This is a genomic window from Anaeromusa acidaminophila DSM 3853 (genome assembly GCF_000374545.1).
GTDB classification, from domain to species: domain Bacteria; phylum Bacillota; class Negativicutes; order Anaeromusales; family Anaeromusaceae; genus Anaeromusa; species Anaeromusa acidaminophila.
The window spans coordinates 13,052-30,167 of sequence record NZ_KB894582.1; the positions used below are offsets into that span (position 1 = coordinate 13,052).

Here is a 17,116-nt window from a genome sequence, read left to right on the forward strand (position 1 = left end):
CGCGTTTTGTGTTTTTTACAAAGGCAAAAATGGCAATGGGGGAGTGGAGTAGGCGCGGTTTAGCGGAAAAGGAGGTGAGGCCGCTGCAGGGAGATGGGAAGGCAAATGAAAAATGCCGAAAGAGTATGGCACTACTCTTCCGGCGGGGGCTTGTCGTGAATCCCGAGGGGGGCTTCTTTGACATACCCATTTCATTATAGCCTCCCGCCAGAAGATTTTCAAGAAACAGCAAAGTCGGAAAAAGAGTTGGGAGGATGGAATTTATGAGACAGGTAGCTATTTACGGCAAAGGCGGCATCGGTAAATCGACAACAACCCAAAATACAGTGGCGGCCCTAGCGGAAGCCGGGAAGAAAGTAATGGTGGTAGGCTGTGACCCGAAGGCGGATTCGACGCGGCTGCTTTTGAACGGTCTTTGCCAAAAGACGGTGCTCGATACGCTTCGCGATGAAGGGGACGATATTGAACTGGACGATATTTTAAAACCCGGTTTTCGCGGCACGAAATGCGTGGAGTCCGGCGGCCCGGAGCCTGGCGTAGGCTGCGCTGGACGCGGCATCATTACCTCCATCAATTTGCTGGAGTCCCTGGGCGCTTATGAAGACGACCTGGATTATGTGTTCTACGACGTTTTGGGTGACGTGGTTTGCGGCGGGTTTGCCATGCCGATTCGCGAAGGCAAAGCCGAAGAAATCTATATCGTAGCGTCCGGCGAACTAATGGCTCTTTACGCAGCGAACAATATTTCCAAGGGCATTCAAAAATATGCGACTACCGGCAAGGTGCGCTTGGGAGGCATTATCTGCAACAGCCGTAAAGTCGACAACGAGCTGGAACTGCTGCAGGCGTTTGCAACGGAACTAGGCTCGCAGCTCATTCACTTTGTACCAAGGGACAATGTGGTGCAGCGGGCGGAAATCAATAAAAAGACGGTTATCGATTTTGATCCGAAAGAAGACCAATCGGACGAGTACCGCAAGCTGGCGATGGCTATCAACCAGAATAAAAACTTTGTCATTCCTAAACCGATGACGCAGGATCGCCTGGAAGAGCTGATGATGTCCTATGGTATCTTGGGCTAAACAAAACGGTAAGAAAAAGGAGTGAAGTCTATGTTGTTGGTAAGAGCCATTATTCGGCCGGAAAAACGAGACGAAGTGCTATATGAGCTGTCTACAGCCGGCTTTCACGCGGCAACGGTTATCGACGTTATGGGCCGAGGCAAGCAAAAGGGCATCAAAATCGGCAGTATTGTGTATGACGAAATTCCTAAAGTCATGATTTTGATGGCAGTGCGGGATGAAGACAAAGAAGACGTAGTCAGCGTCATCATGCGCACTGCGAAAACCAGTGATTCCGGCGCTTTTGGGGACGGTAAAATTTTTATCACGCCTATCGAAGAGGCGTATACGGTATCCTCCGCAGCCACTGGGCTGTAGAAAGGGGTGGCGCATTCGATGAAAGAGATCATTGCCATTGTGCGTATGAATAAGACTAATGCCACGAAAAAGGCATTGGTAGAGAGCGGAGCTGCCGGTTTTACGGCGACCAAGGTATTGGGACGAGGCAAGCTGGTAGATGATCCGACGGTGATTGCTGCTCGCAAAGCGGATTTGATGCGCTTGGCCGAAGAAGAAGATATGCGTGAGGCGGAGGTTTTGATTGACGGTTTTTTGGACGGCACTCGCCTGTTTCCGCGGCGCATGTTCAATGTCATTGCTCATGATGCTGATGTGGACAAAATTGTGAAATCCATTATTGCAGCCAATCAGACCAACAATCAGGTTGGCGACGGAAAAATCTTTATTCTGCCACTGCTGGATGCTTATCGGGTTCGTACGGCGGAAAAAGGCGATGCAGCGATTTAAAAGACAAGGGGGGACGCCATCATGGCGATGACCGAAAAAGAGCTTCAGGACATCTTGGATCGCTATCCGAGTAAGGTCCAAAAAAATCGCAAGAAGCACATTCTGATTAAAGATGGCGTTCTGGAACAGCAAGAGATTGAAGCGAATACCAGAACGGTTCCAGGCATTATGACCAACCGCGGCTGCGCCTATGCAGGATGCAAAGGCGTGGTGGTTGGGCCGCTGAAGGATATGGTGCATATTGTGCATGGCCCTATCGGCTGCAGCTACTATGCCTGGGGCGCACGGCGCAACAAGGCCCGCACCGAAGAAGGCGGCGACAATTTCATTAACTACTGTTTTTCAACGGACATGCAGGAAAGCGACATTGTCTTCGGCGGCGAGAAAAAATTAACCGCTATGATCGATGAAGTCGTGGAGATTTTCCACCCGAAAGCTATCAGTATTTCCGCTACCTGTCCAGTTGGGCTTATCGGCGACGATATCAACGCTGTCGCCAGAACCGCGCAGGAAAAACACGGTATTCAGGTGCTGGCGTTCAACTGTGAGGGCTATAAAGGCGTTAGCCAGTCGGCGGGCCATCATATTGCCAATAACAACCTGATGGACAAAGTCATCGGCAACAGCGATCTAGAGGAGGCGCCGGGTAAATTTCCCATCAATATTCTCGGCGAGTACAACATCGGCGGTGATGGCTGGGAAGTCGAGCGCATGCTCAAGGAAATTGGCTATCACATCGTCACCGTTATGACCGGCGATGGCTCGTGGAAATCGTTGCGCAACGCTCATGTGGCGGAACTGAATTTGGTGCAGTGTCACCGCTCCATCAACTATATTGCGGAGATGCTGGAAATTAAATATGGTACGCCGTGGCTGAAGGTCAACTTTATCGGCGTCAACAGCACCGTTGAGACACTGCGCAACATGGCCAAGTATTTTGACGATCCGGGACTGACGCAGCGCACCGAAGATTTCATTGCCAAAGAACTGCTGCGGGTACAGCCGCAAATGGAGCAGTACCGCAAAATTTGCGACGGCAAAACCGCCTTCTGTTTTGTGGGCGGTTCTCGGGGCCATCATTATCAGGGCCTTTTCGGCGAATTGGGTATTGAGACCGTGCTGGCTGGCTATGAATTCGCCCATCGCGACGACTATGAAGGCCGCGTCGTTATTCCCACTATCAAAACCGACGCGGATAGTAAGAACATTCCCGATCTGCATGTGGAACAAGATGAGCGCCGGTATCGCCTGAAGCTGTCGCCGGAAAAAATGGAGTCCCTGAAAGGGGTTATTCCGCTGGGCGATTACAAGGGCATGAATGTGGAGATGAAAGACGGCAGCATTATTGTCGATGACATCAACCACTATGAGACGGAAGAATTCATTCGCCTGCTCAAACCGGATATCTTCGCTTCCGGCATCAAGGATAAGTATGTGGTACAGAAAATGGGCATTCCCGCCAAACAGCTGCACTCGTACGATTACAGCGGACCCTACGCCGGTTTTAACGGGGCCGTGAATTTCGCCAGAGATGTCAGCATGGCCTTTGCTTCACCGACATGGAACTATATTACGCCGCCCTGGAAGGACCAACCCTTGCTTGACGGCAGCATGAACGAAGGAGGTGCGCGCTGATGTTGAATCACACGCCGGAAACCATTGTTGAACGCAAAAGCGGCGGGATGATCAATCCCGCTAAGACTTGCCAGCCTATCGGCGCCATGTACGCGGCGCTGGGTCTGCACGGCTGCATGCCGCACAGCCACGGCTCCCAAGGCTGCTGCTCCTTCCACCGCATGCACCTGACCCGGCATTTTCGAGACCCCATCATGGCAACGACCAGCAGCTTTACCGAAGGTGCCTCGGTTTTCGGAGGCGGCGCCAATCTGAAGACTTCGATTAAAAATATTTTTGAGGTCTATGACCCGGAAATCATTGCCGTGCATACAACCTGTCTTTCCGAAACCATCGGGGACGATGTACCGACGATTATTTTCCAATCGGAAGTTCCCGAAGGCAAAGTCGTGTTTCACGCGAACACACCCAGCTATCAAGGCTCGCATATTACCGGCTTTTCCAATATGACCAAAGCAATGGTCAACTATTTTTGCGAAGCTACAGAGAAGTTCAAAAAAGAGCAGGTCAATCTTCTTCCTGGCTTCGTTAACCCTGGAGACATGCGGGAAATCAAGCGTTTAACAAGCCTGATGGACGTGCCCTTTCATATGTTCCCGGACACCTCGGGCGTTGTCGATTCGCCGATGACAGGAACGTTCTCCATGTATCCCAAGGGCGGCGCGTTGCTGGAGGATGTCAAGGATGCCGGCAATTCCCGAATCACTCTTTCCTTGGGGCATTTCGCCTCCATGAATGCAGCGGAGCTGTTGGAGAAAAAATGCAAAGTTCCCAAAGTAGACTTGAAAACTCCTATCGGCATTAAGGCGACAGACGCTTTTCTCATGGCCTTGCGTGGCGCTTTTGCAAAAGAAATTCCGTACGAACTGGAAGAAGAGCGCGGGCAACTGGTGGATATCATGACAGATACACACTTCCATTTCCATGGCAAGAAAGTGGCGATTTTCGGCGACCCCGACGTAGTTACGGCGATGACCGAGTTTGCCCTCAGTTTGGGGATGAAGCCGGTGCATGTCCTCACAGGCACTCCCGGCGGTGGATTGGGAGCAGGACTGGGCAGCTTTGAAGACGACATTAATGGACTGCTCAAAGGAGCGGGAATCAAGGGCAATGTCAAAGCAGCGGGAGATTTGTTCCTGCTCCATCAGTGGATTAAAAACGAGCCGGTGGATCTGCTGATCGGCAACACCTATGGCAAGTATATCGCCCGGGCGGAAGACATTCCTTTTGTGCGGCTGGGCTTCCCTGTTCTGGACCGCAGCGTGCATTCCTACTTCCCGGTCGTAGGCTATCGCGGCGCGATGCGCCTCATCGAAATGATCAGCAGCGCTCTTCTGGACCGCGCTGACCGCGACGCCAAAGACGAAGACTTCGAATTGGTTATGTAGGCCGAGGGGACGCAAGGGCAACCGAAATCCTCGGAGGGTACGAAGGAGAGGACCCATTATTGCTAAATCCCTCCGCCGCTGTGGCGGCACCTCCCTTTGGCAAGGGAGGCAGGAGATTCGAGGACCACAGGGATTTAAAGGTCCCCCTTGCTAAAGGGGGATGGCCCGCAGGGTCAGGGGGATTTGACCTGCGGTTTATGTTCCATAAAGAAAGTGCTTAAAAATTAAGGCGCCACGGATGAAACGAATGCTTTTCTGTAAAGTTATCTTAGGAATAAATCTGTGGGCCAAAAGGGAAATAATGCTTGCCTGAGCACACCGTCAGGGCTAGTCATTTCTCTGTCATACGCGAAAGAAAACGCAGGCATAGCAACGCTCTGCCGAGGCTTTCTGAAAAAGTATGGCGGAGAAATGGATGTCCTGGCGCGTGATGCGAAGCAAGCAGTGATTCCCTCAAAAGGGAGGTGTGCGCCATGGAAGAGGCGAGAAGTCTAGCGGCTAGAGACGCGTTTATTGTAACCAAAGGACAGAAGAAAACCCTGCAGTGCGACGCCGACAGCATTGCCGGCTGCGTCAGTCAACGGGCTTGCGTCTATTGCGGCGCGCGGGTCGTGCTCAATCCGATTACCGACGCTTTGCATTTGGTGCACGGCCCTATCGGCTGCGCCAGCTATACCTGGGATATCCGGGGCAGTCTGAGCAGCGGCGAAGAGCTGTTTCGTAACAGCTTTTCAACAGACATGCAAGAAGAAGACATTATTTTCGGCGGTGAAAAGAAGCTGGCTCTTTGTTTGGATGAACTGATTACGAAATACCGTCCGCCCTTGGCTTTCGTATATTCTACTTGTATTGTCGGCGTGATCGGCGACGATTTGAAGGCCGTCTGCAAGGCGGCGTCAGAGCGGCACGATATTGAAGTGCTGCCTGTAGAATCCAGCGGCTTTATCGGCAACAAAGCCGCCGGTTACCGGGCTGCCTGCGACGCATTGCTGCGACTCATTGCCGTCGAACCGGCGGAGGCGGCGCGCCGCCGCAAAGAACGCCGCGCCAAAAGCGGCAAGCCGGTGATTAACTACCTGGGAGATTTCAACCTAGCCGGGGAAGCTTGGATTATTCGCGACTATCTGTGCCGGTTGGGCGTAGAACTGAATGTGGTTTTTACCGGCGACGCTACGTACGCCGATTTGAAACGGGCGCCGGAAGCGGAGCTGAACATCATTCAATGCGCCGGTTCGATGCAGTATCTGGCGGGGAATATGCAAGATGTGTACGGCATTCCCTCGCTGCAAGTTTCTTTTTTAGGCATGGACGATACGGCTTCTTCGCTGCGAGCCATTGCGCAAGAACTGGGAGAGGCGAAGATTGCAACGAACGCGGAAGCGGTCATTGCGGTGGAAGCGGCAGCTTACGCGCCGCAAGTAGAGGCGTATCGACAACATCTGGAAGGGAAAAAAGCGGCGGTATATGTGGGCGGCGGCTTTAAGGCTGTCTCGTTGATTCGCCAGTTCCGCGAAGTGGGTATGGAAGTGGTTATGGTGGGCAGCCAGACTGGGCGCAAAGAAGAATATGCGCTGATGAATGACTTGGTTCAAGAAGGCGCTGTTATCTTAGACGACGCCAATCCGGCGGAGCTGGAGCGGTTCTTGCTTGAGCAAGGGGCGGATCTTCTGGTTGGGGGCGTGAAAGAACGTCCTTTGGCCTACAAGCTGGGGCGGGCGTTTTTGGACCATAATCATGACCGCAAGCACCCTCTGAGCGGCTATGTAGGGGCGCTGAATTTTGCCAAGGAAGTGTATTCTTCCATTTGTTCGCCGGTTTGGCGGCATTTGGGCGAAGCGCCGTGGCTGAAGAAAGGCGGTGTGTAGCATGGTGATGCGCAGCCGCAATGTGAATGAAAATCCCTGCAATATGTGCATGCCTATGGGCGGCATTTTGGCCTTGAAGGGTATTGAAAAAGCAATGGTGATTGTGCATGGTTCTCAAGGCTGCAGTACGTATATGAGGCGTCATATCGCCGAACATTATAATGAGCCTATCGACGTAGGCTCCTCTTCTCTAAATGAAAAAGGCACTGTCTACGGGGGCGAAGGCCAGCTTAAGCAGGCTATCGACAACATCTGCGCCGTCTATCATCCGGAGGTGGTCGGCATCGTGACTACCTGTTTGGCTGAAACCATCGGCGAAGATGTAAAGCGTACCGCTGAAGAATACCTGCAAAGCCATCCGCAAGCAGATGTGGCTCTAGTAGCGGCTTCAACTCCCGGTTACGGCGATAGCTTTGGCGAGGGCTACCACCGGACGCTGCGAGCGGTAGTAGAGACGCTGGCGACGGATGAAGTCAAACACGACGGCATCAATATCGTTAGCGCGCTTCTTAGTCCGGCGGACATTCGCTGGATCAAAAACCTGCTCGAAGCGATGGACGTATCCTATACGTTTTTGCCGGATATTTCCGAGACGCTGGACAAGCCGTATTTGAAAGAATACCGCAAACTAGGGCCGGGAGGGACTTCGCTGAAGGATATTCGGACCATGGGCGGCGCGAAGGCGACGCTGCAGCTGGGCTGTACCGTTAAAAAGGCTTTTTCCGCAGGAACCTATTTAGAAGAACGCTTTGGCGTTCCTTGTTATACGCTGCCGCTGCCAATCGGCTTAGAAAATACGGATTTGTTTTTGGCAACGCTCCAAGAGGTCAGCGGCAAAAAGATACCGGCATCGCTGGCGCAGCAGCGCGGACGCCTGCAAGACGCCATGGTAGACAGCCACAAGTACAATTTTGCCGGACGCTGCGCTATTTACGGCGAACCGGACATGGTCTACGCGGTAACAACGGTATGCTTGGAAAACGGCCTATTGCCGGTAATTGCCGCTAGCGGCAGCCGAAGCAGTCTTCTGGTATCGCTGCTGGAAGAAAAGCTGGAAGCTTTTCGGGAAACACCGCTGCTGTTGGCGGGGGCTGATTTTGTTTCTATTCGCCAAGCAGTAGAAGAGCGACAGATCAATCTGGTCATTGGTTCTTCCGAAGGTCGTTACTTGGAAGAGCGCTGCGGCATTCCGCTGGTGCGCTTGGGCTTTCCTATTTTGGATCGCGTAGGCGGCGCTAGGCAGTTGTCGGTAGGATATGAGGGGACGGCTCTTCTTTTAGACCGGCTGACCAATTCTCTTTTAGACCATAAGCATAAACACTATCGGCAGGCCATGACCGACGCCTTTTGGCGGCCGGAAGAAAAACGATACGCTGAAGACGGGCGTAATTGAAAAGGAGGCGGGCCTCATGAGCTGTCAATCCGATTCCTGTATGTACGAGGGCATGTCCCCGGAGCTGGCCGCCAGCACCGCGAAACATCCCTGCTATTCATTTGAGGCGCATCATCAGTATGCGCGCATGCACTTGCCTGTGGCCCCGGCCTGCAATATTAGCTGTAATTATTGCAATCGGAAATTCGACTGTGTCAATGAAAGCCGTCCTGGCGTGACCAGCGAGGTGTTGTCGCCGGAAGAAGCGCTGGAGAAGTTTCTTTGGGTGAAGCGCGAAATGCCAAACTTGAGCGTTGTCGGCATTGCCGGTCCTGGAGACACCTTGGCTAACTGGCCGGCTGTGTCCAAGACGCTGCGCGCCATTCGGGCGGTTGATGAAAAGGTAGTCTTTTGCGTATCCACCAACGGGCTGATGCTGCCGACCTATGCGGATGAGCTCCTAGAGCTGGGGGTCCGTCATATTACGGTAACCATGAATGCTTTGGATCCAGCGGTTGGGGCCAAATTATACCGCCATGTGCTGTATGAAAATAAGGTGCTGCGAGGTGAAGAGGCGGCTAAATGCCTTTTGGAGAACCAGCAAGCCGGCATTGCCAAGCTGACAGCGGCAGGGGCGCTGGTGAAAGTCAATACGGTCATGGTTCCCGGAGTGAATGAGGCGCATATTCCGGAGGTAGTGAAAAAAGCCAGGGATTTAGGCGCTTTTGTGAGTAATATCATGCCGCTCATCCCGGCCCCTGGAAGCGCTTTTGAACATTTACCGCAGACCAATCGGCGCGACTTGGACGCGTTGCGAGAGCGCTGCCAGATTGATTTGCGGCAGATGCGTCATTGCCAGCAGTGCCGAGCTGACGCGATTGGCCTGTTGACGCAGGACGAATCATCAAAGTATCGCCTTCACGAACAGCCGGTGCAGCCTGTTGCGGTTGCAGCAGGCGTATATCGTATTGCGGTTACCTCGAAATATCAAAAGCTGGTGGATTTGCATTACGGCCATGCGGAGCAGTTTCATATCTACCAGGTGCGAGGCAAGCAGATGAAGTTTTTGGAGACGCGTCCTAGCCTCCGATATTGCCGGGGACAAGACGTCTGCGAAGAGGATGACATGCATAAGAGCAGTCTCGTACAATTGCTTTCCGATTGTGATGCGGTATTGACCATGCGCATTGGACAGGGTGCCAAAGCGCGGCTGCAGCAGGCGGGCATTGTCAGCGTCGAATCGTGCAACAGCGTTGACGAGGGATTGTTGTTTGCAGCGGAATGTTTGCGGCAGAAGCGGGCCATGTGATTTTTCTTGGAAACTATCATTTGATTCACTGCTACGCCAAAATGGTTTTTTACCGAGTATTCATGGCAACCGCCAATATTTTTGCGACAAGATTTCCGCAAGCTTCGCAAAAATGGGCGGCGACGGCAGTTCCGCAACTCGCTGACGCTCAGACATACGGAACTTTTCTCCATCGCCTTCCCTTTTTGCGTCCTGTGGACCGGCTTGCTCCAAAAAAGTCGCAAAAACACCGGCGGCTACGAACCTCCCGTTAATCCATTTGTTCTTGTTTAAAATTCGCAACCCTCATGCGTACCCTCCGATTCTCCCGCGACTCTTGTTTGCGGCCTGTTTTTTTCTGGTTTTCTTATAAAAATGCGAAAAGCGAAAGGGGTCTGGCAATGGAAAAACCGAAGAAGCATGTATTTATTTGTACGAGTTCCCGGATGACGGGGCAGCAAAAGGGATTTTGTCATACAAAGGGCGCGGTGGATTTGGTAAACGCCTTTATGGAGGCCATTGAAGAAGAAGATTTGGAAGGCATTTTTGTTTCGAACACAGGCTGTTTTGGTCTTTGCGAGGAAGGCCCGATTGTAGTGGTCTACCCGGATAATGTCTGGTACGGCAAAGTCAGCGAAGACGATGTGACGGAAATTGTCGAGGAGCATTTGGCGGCAGGCCGCGTTGTAGAACGGTTAGCGCTTTGAGAGAGGCGTAATAGCTCTCCGTAGAAAGGGTGTGGAGTATGGCTAAGGAAATTGCAGTGCTGATGGCGGTCAACGGTGAAACCGCATCGATGGATCAAGGCGGCTTGCTGCGGGTTTATCGCCGACAAGAAGGAAGCTGGCAAGAAGAACGCTCCATGCCGCTTTTAATGTCGGCGGGCGGCGGCTTGACGGGACTGCGCAAGCAGTTGGCTGCGATGGTGAATTTTCTGGACGGCTGCCGGGTGGTTGTGGCTTCTGCGATTACGGGGGTTCCTTATTATGAACTAGAGAAAGCCGGCTGTTCTCTTTGGGAGATGCAAGGCGCTCCGACAGGCTGGCTGGACGAAGTATTAGCTGGTGAAGAACTGCAGGCGGCTGTCAAGCCGGAGGCTGAGGCGATCAAGATACCAGTTCCTGAGGAAGTGGGAGAAGGGCGCTATCGTATTTCCATAAGCGAAGTGCAGCGGGCTAGCGGCGGTATTACGTCTAAACAAGTGCTGCAGCCATGGCTGCAAGGGAAGAGCTTTTCTTCCTTGGAAATTGTTTGTACTCATGTACCGCCGTGGTTGGAATGCGAGTGGCAAAGCGGCGGCTCCTTTGCAGGGGAAAAAGAGAAACTGCCCTCGGGAGAGTGGAAAGTACTTTTGCAAGGGAAATAAGATAGCTAAAATCGGCAAGAGCGGGAAGGTGAGAGCATGGCTCAGGATGTGTTGTTTATAGACCAAACATTGCGTGAAGCGACGTCGTTAGGGCCTGCGGCGGCAAGGGCCGTCTTAAAGGAAATGAGGCATTTCCAGATTTCGTTGCTGGATGTGCCGATGGCGTTGGGGAAGGTTCTGCCTCTGCGAACACAGGCGGAAGCTTTCCGGGCTATCTTGCCGCTCGCGCAGGGGGCGGCGGCAGAGGCGGCGCAGTTAGGTTTTCAACAGGTCTTGTTTTCGTGCTCTTTGCAACAAGGGCTGCCGGCGTACACCGTGGAAGTGCTACGTGAGGCGAAAGCGCAAAAGCTGCGGGCGATGCTTCTGGTAGAGGATGCTTCTTTGGCGTCCGGCTTACTTTGGCAAGCGGTTCTGCCTATGCTCTGTGCCGCAGGGCTAGAGGGGCTTGCCTTAAAGGATACTGCCGGCATCTTGCAACCCCTGCTTTTGCAGGAGCATCTGGACCTTTTGCAGCAGCAGTGGCCGCAGCTGGAACTGGAATTTCACGGTTCCAATGAGAAACAGCTGGCGACGGCAAACGCTTGGGCGGCTTGGCGCGCTGGCGTGCGCCGCTTGGCGGTGTCTGTAGGCGGCAAGAACAATAGCGCTCCATGGGAAGAAGTGCTGCTGCTTTTGCGGCAGCTTGGCGAAGTTCCTTTAACGGTGCCAGTGAATATGGCGCAGCGCAGCCGTTGGCTGCTGCAGCTCTTAGGTGAGGAAACAGCAGCGAATAAAGCCATTATCGGAGAAAATATTTTTGCCCATGAGTCGGGGCTGCATGTGGCGGGTGTGGCGAAGGACGCAGGACTGTATGAAGCGTTTCCGCCGGACTTGGTAGGGGCCGAACGAAAGATTATTCTTGGAAAACATTCCGGTACGACTTCGCTGCGCGTGAAATTCAAGGAATTAGGACTGCCTTTTCCCAGCCGCGCGGAGACTTTACTGATGAAAATACGCGCTTTGGCGGTGGCGCGCAAACGGGCCATTTCCGATGAGGAATTGCTGGCCTTGTGGCGGGAGGAAACAGCATGAGCGTGCATTTTGTCGATACAACCTTGCGGGATGGGGAGCAGCAGGCGGGTTTGGCATTTAGCGCAGCGGATAAGCTGCGCATTGCGCATTTGTTGGCAGGGGCTGGAGTGGCAGCGATTGAAGCAGGTACGCCGATTATGGGAGCTGCCGAGCAGGACGCATTGCGCGGCATTGTGCAGCAGCGGCTTTCTTGTCCCGTATTGGCATGGAATCGCGCTCGCAAAGAAGATATCGATGCGTCGGTTTCTTGCGGTTTTGAGTGGGTGCACATATCGGTTCCTGTTTCGGATCACCATTTAGTCAAAAAAATGCGGCGCAGTCGCTCTTGGCTGTTGGGGCAGTTGGCGCAAAGCATTCCCTACGCTAAATCTTGGGGCTGCCGGGTGACGGTGGGTGCGGAAGACGCTTCCCGGGCGGACCCTCATTTCTTCTTAGAGGTTGCGCGTTTAGCGGCGGGACTGGGCGCCGAGCGCATCCGTTATGCTGATACCGTAGGATGTTTGGAGCCATTTGGAGTGTATGAAAAAATGAAGACGCTTGGCGAATATTGCCCTCTGCCTATTGAATTTCACGGGCATAACGATTTCGGTTTGGCTGTGGCTAATACGCTGGCGGCAATTGAAGCAGGTATTGAGTGGGTGAGCGTTACGGTGGGCGGCATTGGCGAACGAGCGGGAAATGCTTCGCTGGAGGGCGTGCAAGAAGCGCTGGCCCTGGCTAAGGAGCAGAAAAGCAATATGAAAGCAGATTTGCTGCCTGCACTGCGCGGCGAAGTGCAATTAGCATGCGGGAGTTAGGGAACCGCTACTTTATTCGCGTTCTGACGGAGCGCGCATTAAAGCTGCGGTTCCCTAGGTAAAGTGTGAGTTTTACGGACCGTCTTGCTTCAATAAAAGTCTCAAATACAACTACAGCCTCCAGCAGCTCTTCATGCATATTGTTAAATTCGCTTTTCGTACCCTCAGTCATACCCTCCGCTTCTCATCGTGACTCTTGTTCAAATCCTTCGTTTTTTTTTATCTTCCAGCGCCAGTGTCTGTGATAAAATAAAAAGAAACAGCACTATTGGGGGCGCAGAACGTGGACGGAAGGCTGAATTTGCAGCAATACCTGCAGGACTTAGAACAGTTAGTCAATATCGACAGCGGCTCGAAAAATGCCGCAGGGGTAGCGATGGTGGCCGGGATTTTCACCGAGCGTTTTAAACAGTTGGGGTGGTCGGTGCAAGCGCATCGGTTTCATGACGTGATAGGACCGAGTCTGGAAATCAGCAATTGCGGGGATGCGCCTTGCGATGTGTTGATTTTGGGTCATATGGATACGGTTTTTGCCGCCGGCACCGCTGCTGAGCGGCCTTTTGCCGTGCGTGACGGGCGGGCGTACGGACCTGGCGTGGTCGATTGCAAAGGCGGCTTGACACTGGTGCACTATGTGTTGCAATCCTTGCAGCAAGACGGCGTTTTTAAAAAACTTGCCGTCCGCGTTGCCTTTAACGCGGACGAGGAAATTAGCTCGGTTCACTCTCGGGCATGGCTGGAGCAGCTGGCCGTCAAAAGCGGCTGCGTTTTAGTGGCCGAGCCGGGGCGGCCTAATGGTGATATGGTGAACCAACGCAAAGGTATTGCTCGCTATGAATTAGAGATTTGCGGTGTGGCGGCTCATGCAGGAGCGGACCATGAAAAAGGCCGCAGCGCGGTAGAAGAGCTGGCGCATTGGATTTTGGCGCTGCAGGAAAAAACTAATTATGAGGCGGGGACGACGGTAAATGTAGGAGTTATAGCTGGCGGCAGTGCGCCGAACGTGGTGGCGGCGCAGGCGCGGGCGCAGGTGGATGTGCGTGTTTTAGATATTAGCGAGGTAGAGCTGGTTGAAGAGTTTTTGCGAAAAAAAGAAGCAACACCCTTTACTGCTGGCGTTGTTGTAAAAGTGACGGGAGGGTTGAGGCGGCCTCCTATGCTGCCTTCGGCGCAGACGCTGGCCTTAGGCGAAATTTTGGAGCAGATAGGTGCGGAGATGGATATTTCTGTAAACTGGGCGGCCACAGGAGGCGGTTCTGATGGAAATTTTGCCGCGCATTTGGGCGTGCCGACGCTGGACGGCTTGGGTCCGGTTGGCGGACGCGCTCATAGTGAGGAAGAATATTTGGAGCTATCTTCGTTAGAGTCTCGTTTTAAGCTGTGGTGCGGGTTGTTAACGCAGCTGGCGGAGAAAAAGAAGTAAAGCAGAGGCATGTGAAAGGGAGGGATTGTCTTGACGGAATCGAGCAAGGAACGCGTAAAGTTTTGGCGTTCTCGGCACTTGCCGCAGGTGGAATTGCTGCACGCTTTCTATGTCAAACAGTCGTTCTCCCGTCACTTTCACGAAGGCTTTGCATTAGGCGCGGTAGAGCAGGGAGCGCTGCGTTTTTCGTATCGCGGCGAATGCCTGACGGCCTTTCCCGGCTGCGTTAACTTAGTGATTCCCGGCGAGGCTCATGACGGGGAAGCCGCTGGCGAAGACGGCTGGACGTATCGCATGTTTTATCTGGATAACTCTTTGATGGAACGAGTGGTGTTCGAGTTGTCCGGTAAAGAAAACAGGCTGCCTTTTATTGCTGCCGGCGTGCTGGAGGATGCTGCGCTGGCTCGCGCTATCAGCAATTTGCATCGTCAATTGGAAAGCGAGGAGCTGTCACTTTTAGAGCAAGAAAGTCAGTTGTTGACGCTCTTGACGACCTTTGTCGCCCGCTATGGTGAAAAACGGAGACAGCAAACATGGTCAGCTGATACGAGGGCGGTTGCCTTAGTGAAGGACTATCTTGAGGCCATGTATGTGAGAAATGTTTCCTTAGAAGAACTGTCTCGACTTTGCGGCTTAAGCTCGTTTCATATGCTGCGTCAATTTCGTGCGGCTGTGGGGGTGCCCCCGCATGCGTATCTTAAGCAGGTGCGGGTGCGGCAAGCGCAGCTGTTTTTGCGGCAAGGCCTACCGTTAGCGTATGTGGCCCAAGAAACGGGCTTTGCTGATCAAGGTCATTTTTCTAGGCAGTTTAAGCAGATTACCGGAGTCAGTCCGAAACAATACAGCAAGAACGTACAAGAAAAATCTTCTCTACGAGCTACAATGAAGTACGAGAGGAGATGAACTTGTATGTTGATATTGACGGAGAATTGGCGTCATCAGTATGAGGGCGCTTCCATGGGCGTACTGATAGTGGAGAACGCGCAGTGTGCAGAGTTGTCCGAGTTGTTGGAAGTGCAGCGGCGGCAAGTGGAAGAGGATTTGCGTGTAGCTTTTGCCTCCAAGGAGGAACTGGATGATTCGCCCGTATTGGCGGCATACGGCCAATACTATAAGCGATTTAAAAAAACCTATCATGTGCGGCAGCAATTGGAATCAGTGATCTTCAAAGGCAAAAGCATTCCGTCCGTGACTCCTTTGGTGGAAGCCATGTTTATGGCGGAATTAAAAAATGGCTTGCTAACGGCAGGCCATGATTTGGGTCAGGTACAAGGAACGCTGACCTTGGATGCGGCAAACGGTGAAGAGACGTATGTGCTGATAAATGGCAAAGAGCAGACGCTAAAGGTTCAAGACATGTTTTTGCGGGATGACGTAGGCGTTCTTTCCAGCATTATCTATGGGCCGGATCAAAGAACTCGCATCGCTCCGGAAACAAAGAATGCTGTTTTTACCGTATATGCGCCAGAGGGTGTTTCTCGGAAAACGGTGGAACAGCACTTGGAGGATATTTACAGCTATGTAAGATTGGCGGCACCGCAAGCGTTGCGAAGAGAGCAAAAAATATATGAATAAAACAAGCCCTGGTCAGTAGAGGTACTGGTCGGGGCTTGTTTTTGTTTCTATACTAGAAGTTATAAGGTTTTATGGATGAAAACGAGTCTTATGGATTTCTTCTAGAAAAAGGAAACGCAACAATTGTGTCGAAGAAATGAAAAATGGTCATAAGAAAGTGTACTGTTGGCAAGATGATTCTCTTTGGTTAAAGGAGGAGTTTCAATGAAAATGGTGCAAGTGCAGGAATTGGCGAGAAGTAGGGGGCTTAAGCCAGGACGGCGCAAGAAGGCGGACTTAATTCACGCCATTCAGATTGAAGAGGGGAATCGTCCTTGCTTCAATGAAATGAATTCGGATTGTGGTCAGGCTGATTGTTTATGGCGGGACGACTGCAGCGCCGCTAAGACGTAAATGAGTGTATTAGATTTAGTTTAGGGTTCCCTGTATAGGGGCTCTTTTTTTGTCTATTAAACTATAATGAAGATTACGGAGGAACTTTATGAATCGGATTTGGAATGTGCAAACGAAATTGTTGGATGTAATTGCTCAACAGGAGAACCATAAGGCAGAACGAGATTACCCTTTGCACTGGGAGCGCCTCCATTTGGCCAGTTGCGCGCAAATCGGGCAGTGGCTGGCGGTGAAACGGGGCGTGAATCCAGAAATGGCGGCGCTGGCATGCTCGCTGCATGATTTTGGCCGGATTGTAACCGGCAAGCAAAAGAATCACGCCGAAAACGGCTATGAACCTGTGAAGAATTTTTTGTTGCAACAAGACTGCTTTTCATCGGAGGAGTGCGAGCAATTGGCATTAGCGGTAAAGCATCACAGCAATAAAGATATAGTGGGGACGCCGCTGGAGGAAATCGTTAAAGACGCCGATGTGCTGGACTGCTTTCAATATGGGCAAGAGCTGACTCGTCCGGAGCAGAGGGAGCGCCTTGAGAAAGTACGGACGGAACTGGGGCTGTAGGGTTAGCCTTTTTTATTGCGGCAAACCATTTCGCAGTAGGGAGCGCCTTCGAGCGTGTTTTGCAGTGTAACTAAATCACTGTCGGGGTGGAAGCCTTGGTATTTTGCTTGGTCGATATAGCAGTATAATCGGCCAAATTCAGCAAAGTCTTTTTCCTTCCAAACCTCAGCGAAGGGGCAATAGGTAATACGGATATGCGTATCATTTTCCGGCTGTTCCGCTGGCTCCATGTCCCAGCCTAGGGAAGGAAGGTCCGAAACCTTGACGTAGTTCCGCGGCAGGTGTTCGTAGCCGGCGGCGAGAACGGCTTCTTTTTGGGATTGTCCTCGTTCTTCTCCTAAAGCGGCAATGGCCTTGGTGACAATTCCTTTGGCTGCTTCAGGGCCTACGGCGTCAATCATTTGACGGCAAAGATGGTAGTAGAGCGATGCGGTCATTTTGCCCATTTGCCGAACCTGCCGGGTTGCTTCCGTGCGGGAGATGGTTTCTTCATTATTCATAACGTAGACTCCT

18 protein-coding genes are annotated in these 17,116 nt (G+C 52.4%); 17 read left to right on the forward strand and 1 reads right to left on the reverse strand.

Annotation, left to right across the window (positions count from 1 at the left end):
- Nucleotides 1–263 precede the first annotated feature (263 nt).
- The 17 genes from nifH (at nucleotide 264) to C508_RS0100190 (ending at nucleotide 16,603) form a co-directional block, all read left to right on the forward strand.
- The gene (nifH, locus tag C508_RS0100095; RefSeq protein WP_018701495.1) at nucleotides 264–1,082 is read left to right on the forward strand and encodes a nitrogenase iron protein; all 819 of its coding nucleotides are present in this window, start codon (nucleotides 264–266) and stop codon (nucleotides 1,080–1,082) included.
- Nucleotides 1,083–1,112: 30 nt separating this feature from the next.
- A complete protein-coding gene (locus tag C508_RS0100100; RefSeq protein ID WP_018701496.1) occupies nucleotides 1,113–1,439 on the forward strand; it encodes a P-II family nitrogen regulator in 327 nt (108 codons plus the stop codon).
- Nucleotides 1,440–1,457: 18 nt separating this feature from the next.
- Nucleotides 1,458–1,868 carry a P-II family nitrogen regulator gene (locus tag C508_RS0100105; protein ID WP_018701497.1) on the forward strand — a complete coding sequence of 137 codons (411 nt, stop codon included), beginning with the start codon at nucleotides 1,458–1,460 and terminating at the stop codon, nucleotides 1,866–1,868.
- 21 nt (nucleotides 1,869–1,889) lie between these two features.
- Nucleotides 1,890–3,503: a nitrogenase molybdenum-iron protein alpha chain gene (nifD, locus tag C508_RS0100110; RefSeq protein ID WP_018701498.1), complete on the forward strand. Its 1,614-nt coding sequence runs from the start codon at nucleotides 1,890–1,892 to the stop codon at nucleotides 3,501–3,503.
- A complete protein-coding gene (gene nifK, locus C508_RS0100115; RefSeq protein WP_018701499.1) occupies nucleotides 3,503–4,891 on the forward strand; it encodes a nitrogenase molybdenum-iron protein subunit beta in 1,389 nt (462 codons plus the stop codon). The genes nifD and nifK overlap by 1 nt, the downstream gene beginning before the upstream one ends.
- A gap of 473 nt (nucleotides 4,892–5,364) precedes the next feature.
- Nucleotides 5,365–6,756, forward strand: a complete 1,392-nt coding sequence (nifE, locus tag C508_RS0100125; protein WP_018701501.1) for a nitrogenase iron-molybdenum cofactor biosynthesis protein NifE — start codon at nucleotides 5,365–5,367, stop codon at nucleotides 6,754–6,756.
- A 1-nt stretch (nucleotide 6,757) separates the two neighbouring features.
- Nucleotides 6,758–8,149 carry a nitrogenase component 1 gene (locus C508_RS0100130; RefSeq protein ID WP_018701502.1) on the forward strand — a complete coding sequence of 464 codons (1,392 nt, stop codon included), beginning with the start codon at nucleotides 6,758–6,760 and terminating at the stop codon, nucleotides 8,147–8,149.
- A gap of 16 nt (nucleotides 8,150–8,165) precedes the next feature.
- Nucleotides 8,166–9,437 carry a nitrogenase cofactor biosynthesis protein NifB gene (gene nifB / locus C508_RS0100135; protein ID WP_018701503.1) on the forward strand — a complete coding sequence of 424 codons (1,272 nt, stop codon included), beginning with the start codon at nucleotides 8,166–8,168 and terminating at the stop codon, nucleotides 9,435–9,437.
- 380 nt (nucleotides 9,438–9,817) lie between these two features.
- Nucleotides 9,818–10,123 (forward strand): (2Fe-2S) ferredoxin domain-containing protein, encoded by a 306-nt coding sequence (locus C508_RS0100145; RefSeq protein ID WP_018701505.1) that lies wholly within the window; start codon nucleotides 9,818–9,820, stop codon nucleotides 10,121–10,123.
- 38 nt (nucleotides 10,124–10,161) lie between these two features.
- The gene (locus C508_RS0100150) at nucleotides 10,162–10,782 is read left to right on the forward strand and encodes a Fe-only nitrogenase accessory AnfO family protein (protein ID WP_018701506.1); all 621 of its coding nucleotides are present in this window, start codon (nucleotides 10,162–10,164) and stop codon (nucleotides 10,780–10,782) included.
- 36 nt (nucleotides 10,783–10,818) lie between these two features.
- Nucleotides 10,819–11,853, forward strand: a complete 1,035-nt coding sequence (locus C508_RS19230; protein ID WP_018701507.1) for a homocitrate synthase/isopropylmalate synthase family protein — start codon at nucleotides 10,819–10,821, stop codon at nucleotides 11,851–11,853.
- Nucleotides 11,850–12,650 carry a hydroxymethylglutaryl-CoA lyase-like TIM-barrel protein gene (locus tag C508_RS17410; RefSeq protein ID WP_018701508.1) on the forward strand — a complete coding sequence of 267 codons (801 nt, stop codon included), beginning with the start codon at nucleotides 11,850–11,852 and terminating at the stop codon, nucleotides 12,648–12,650. The genes C508_RS19230 and C508_RS17410 overlap by 4 nt, the downstream gene beginning before the upstream one ends.
- 283 nt (nucleotides 12,651–12,933) lie before the next feature.
- The gene (locus tag C508_RS0100170; protein WP_018701510.1) at nucleotides 12,934–14,073 is read left to right on the forward strand and encodes a M20 family metallopeptidase; all 1,140 of its coding nucleotides are present in this window, start codon (nucleotides 12,934–12,936) and stop codon (nucleotides 14,071–14,073) included.
- Nucleotides 14,074–14,103: 30 nt separating this feature from the next.
- Nucleotides 14,104–14,976: an AraC family transcriptional regulator gene (locus C508_RS0100175; RefSeq protein ID WP_018701511.1), complete on the forward strand. Its 873-nt coding sequence runs from the start codon at nucleotides 14,104–14,106 to the stop codon at nucleotides 14,974–14,976.
- A 6-nt stretch (nucleotides 14,977–14,982) separates the two neighbouring features.
- Nucleotides 14,983–15,648 (forward strand): phenylalanine--tRNA ligase beta subunit-related protein, encoded by a 666-nt coding sequence (locus C508_RS0100180; RefSeq protein WP_018701512.1) that lies wholly within the window; start codon nucleotides 14,983–14,985, stop codon nucleotides 15,646–15,648.
- Between the two features lie 204 nt (nucleotides 15,649–15,852).
- On the forward strand, nucleotides 15,853–16,041 hold the full coding sequence (locus C508_RS0100185) for a hypothetical protein (protein WP_018701513.1): 189 nt from the start codon (nucleotides 15,853–15,855) through the stop codon (nucleotides 16,039–16,041).
- Nucleotides 16,042–16,129: 88 nt separating this feature from the next.
- On the forward strand, nucleotides 16,130–16,603 hold the full coding sequence (locus C508_RS0100190; RefSeq protein ID WP_018701514.1) for an HD domain-containing protein: 474 nt from the start codon (nucleotides 16,130–16,132) through the stop codon (nucleotides 16,601–16,603).
- A gap of 2 nt (nucleotides 16,604–16,605) precedes the next feature.
- On the opposite strand, the gene C508_RS0100195 is transcribed toward C508_RS0100190, so the two are convergent.
- Complete coding sequence (locus C508_RS0100195; protein WP_018701515.1) at nucleotides 16,606–17,103, reverse strand: L-2-amino-thiazoline-4-carboxylic acid hydrolase; 498 nt, start codon at nucleotides 17,101–17,103, stop codon at nucleotides 16,606–16,608.
- Between the last annotated feature and the right edge of the window lie 13 nt (nucleotides 17,104–17,116).

What these genes read in the sequence shown, in the direction of transcription:
- C508_RS0100150 (WP_018701506.1), top strand. Translation starts at nt 10,162, where the DNA reads ATGGCTAAGGAAATTGCAGTGCTGATGGCGGTCAACGGTGAAACCGCA.
- nifD (WP_018701498.1), top strand. Translation starts at nt 1,890, where the DNA reads ATGGCGATGACCGAAAAAGAGCTTCAGGACATCTTGGATCGCTATCCG.
- C508_RS17410 (WP_018701508.1), top strand. Translation starts at nt 11,850, where the DNA reads ATGAGCGTGCATTTTGTCGATACAACCTTGCGGGATGGGGAGCAGCAG.
- C508_RS19230 (WP_018701507.1), top strand. Translation starts at nt 10,819, where the DNA reads ATGGCTCAGGATGTGTTGTTTATAGACCAAACATTGCGTGAAGCGACG.
- C508_RS0100100 (WP_018701496.1), top strand. Translation starts at nt 1,113, where the DNA reads ATGTTGTTGGTAAGAGCCATTATTCGGCCGGAAAAACGAGACGAAGTG.
- nifE (WP_018701501.1), top strand. Translation starts at nt 5,365, where the DNA reads ATGGAAGAGGCGAGAAGTCTAGCGGCTAGAGACGCGTTTATTGTAACC.
- nifK (WP_018701499.1), top strand. Translation starts at nt 3,503, where the DNA reads ATGTTGAATCACACGCCGGAAACCATTGTTGAACGCAAAAGCGGCGGG.
- C508_RS0100130 (WP_018701502.1), top strand. Translation starts at nt 6,758, where the DNA reads ATGGTGATGCGCAGCCGCAATGTGAATGAAAATCCCTGCAATATGTGC.
- C508_RS0100195 (WP_018701515.1), bottom strand. Translation starts at nt 17,103, where the DNA reads ATGAATAATGAAGAAACCATCTCCCGCACGGAAGCAACCCGGCAGGTT.
- C508_RS0100185 (WP_018701513.1), top strand. Translation starts at nt 15,853, where the DNA reads ATGAAAATGGTGCAAGTGCAGGAATTGGCGAGAAGTAGGGGGCTTAAG.
- C508_RS0100190 (WP_018701514.1), top strand. Translation starts at nt 16,130, where the DNA reads ATGAATCGGATTTGGAATGTGCAAACGAAATTGTTGGATGTAATTGCT.
- nifB (WP_018701503.1), top strand. Translation starts at nt 8,166, where the DNA reads ATGAGCTGTCAATCCGATTCCTGTATGTACGAGGGCATGTCCCCGGAG.
- C508_RS0100180 (WP_018701512.1), top strand. Translation starts at nt 14,983, where the DNA reads ATGTTGATATTGACGGAGAATTGGCGTCATCAGTATGAGGGCGCTTCC.
- C508_RS0100145 (WP_018701505.1), top strand. Translation starts at nt 9,818, where the DNA reads ATGGAAAAACCGAAGAAGCATGTATTTATTTGTACGAGTTCCCGGATG.
- nifH (WP_018701495.1), top strand. Translation starts at nt 264, where the DNA reads ATGAGACAGGTAGCTATTTACGGCAAAGGCGGCATCGGTAAATCGACA.
- C508_RS0100105 (WP_018701497.1), top strand. Translation starts at nt 1,458, where the DNA reads ATGAAAGAGATCATTGCCATTGTGCGTATGAATAAGACTAATGCCACG.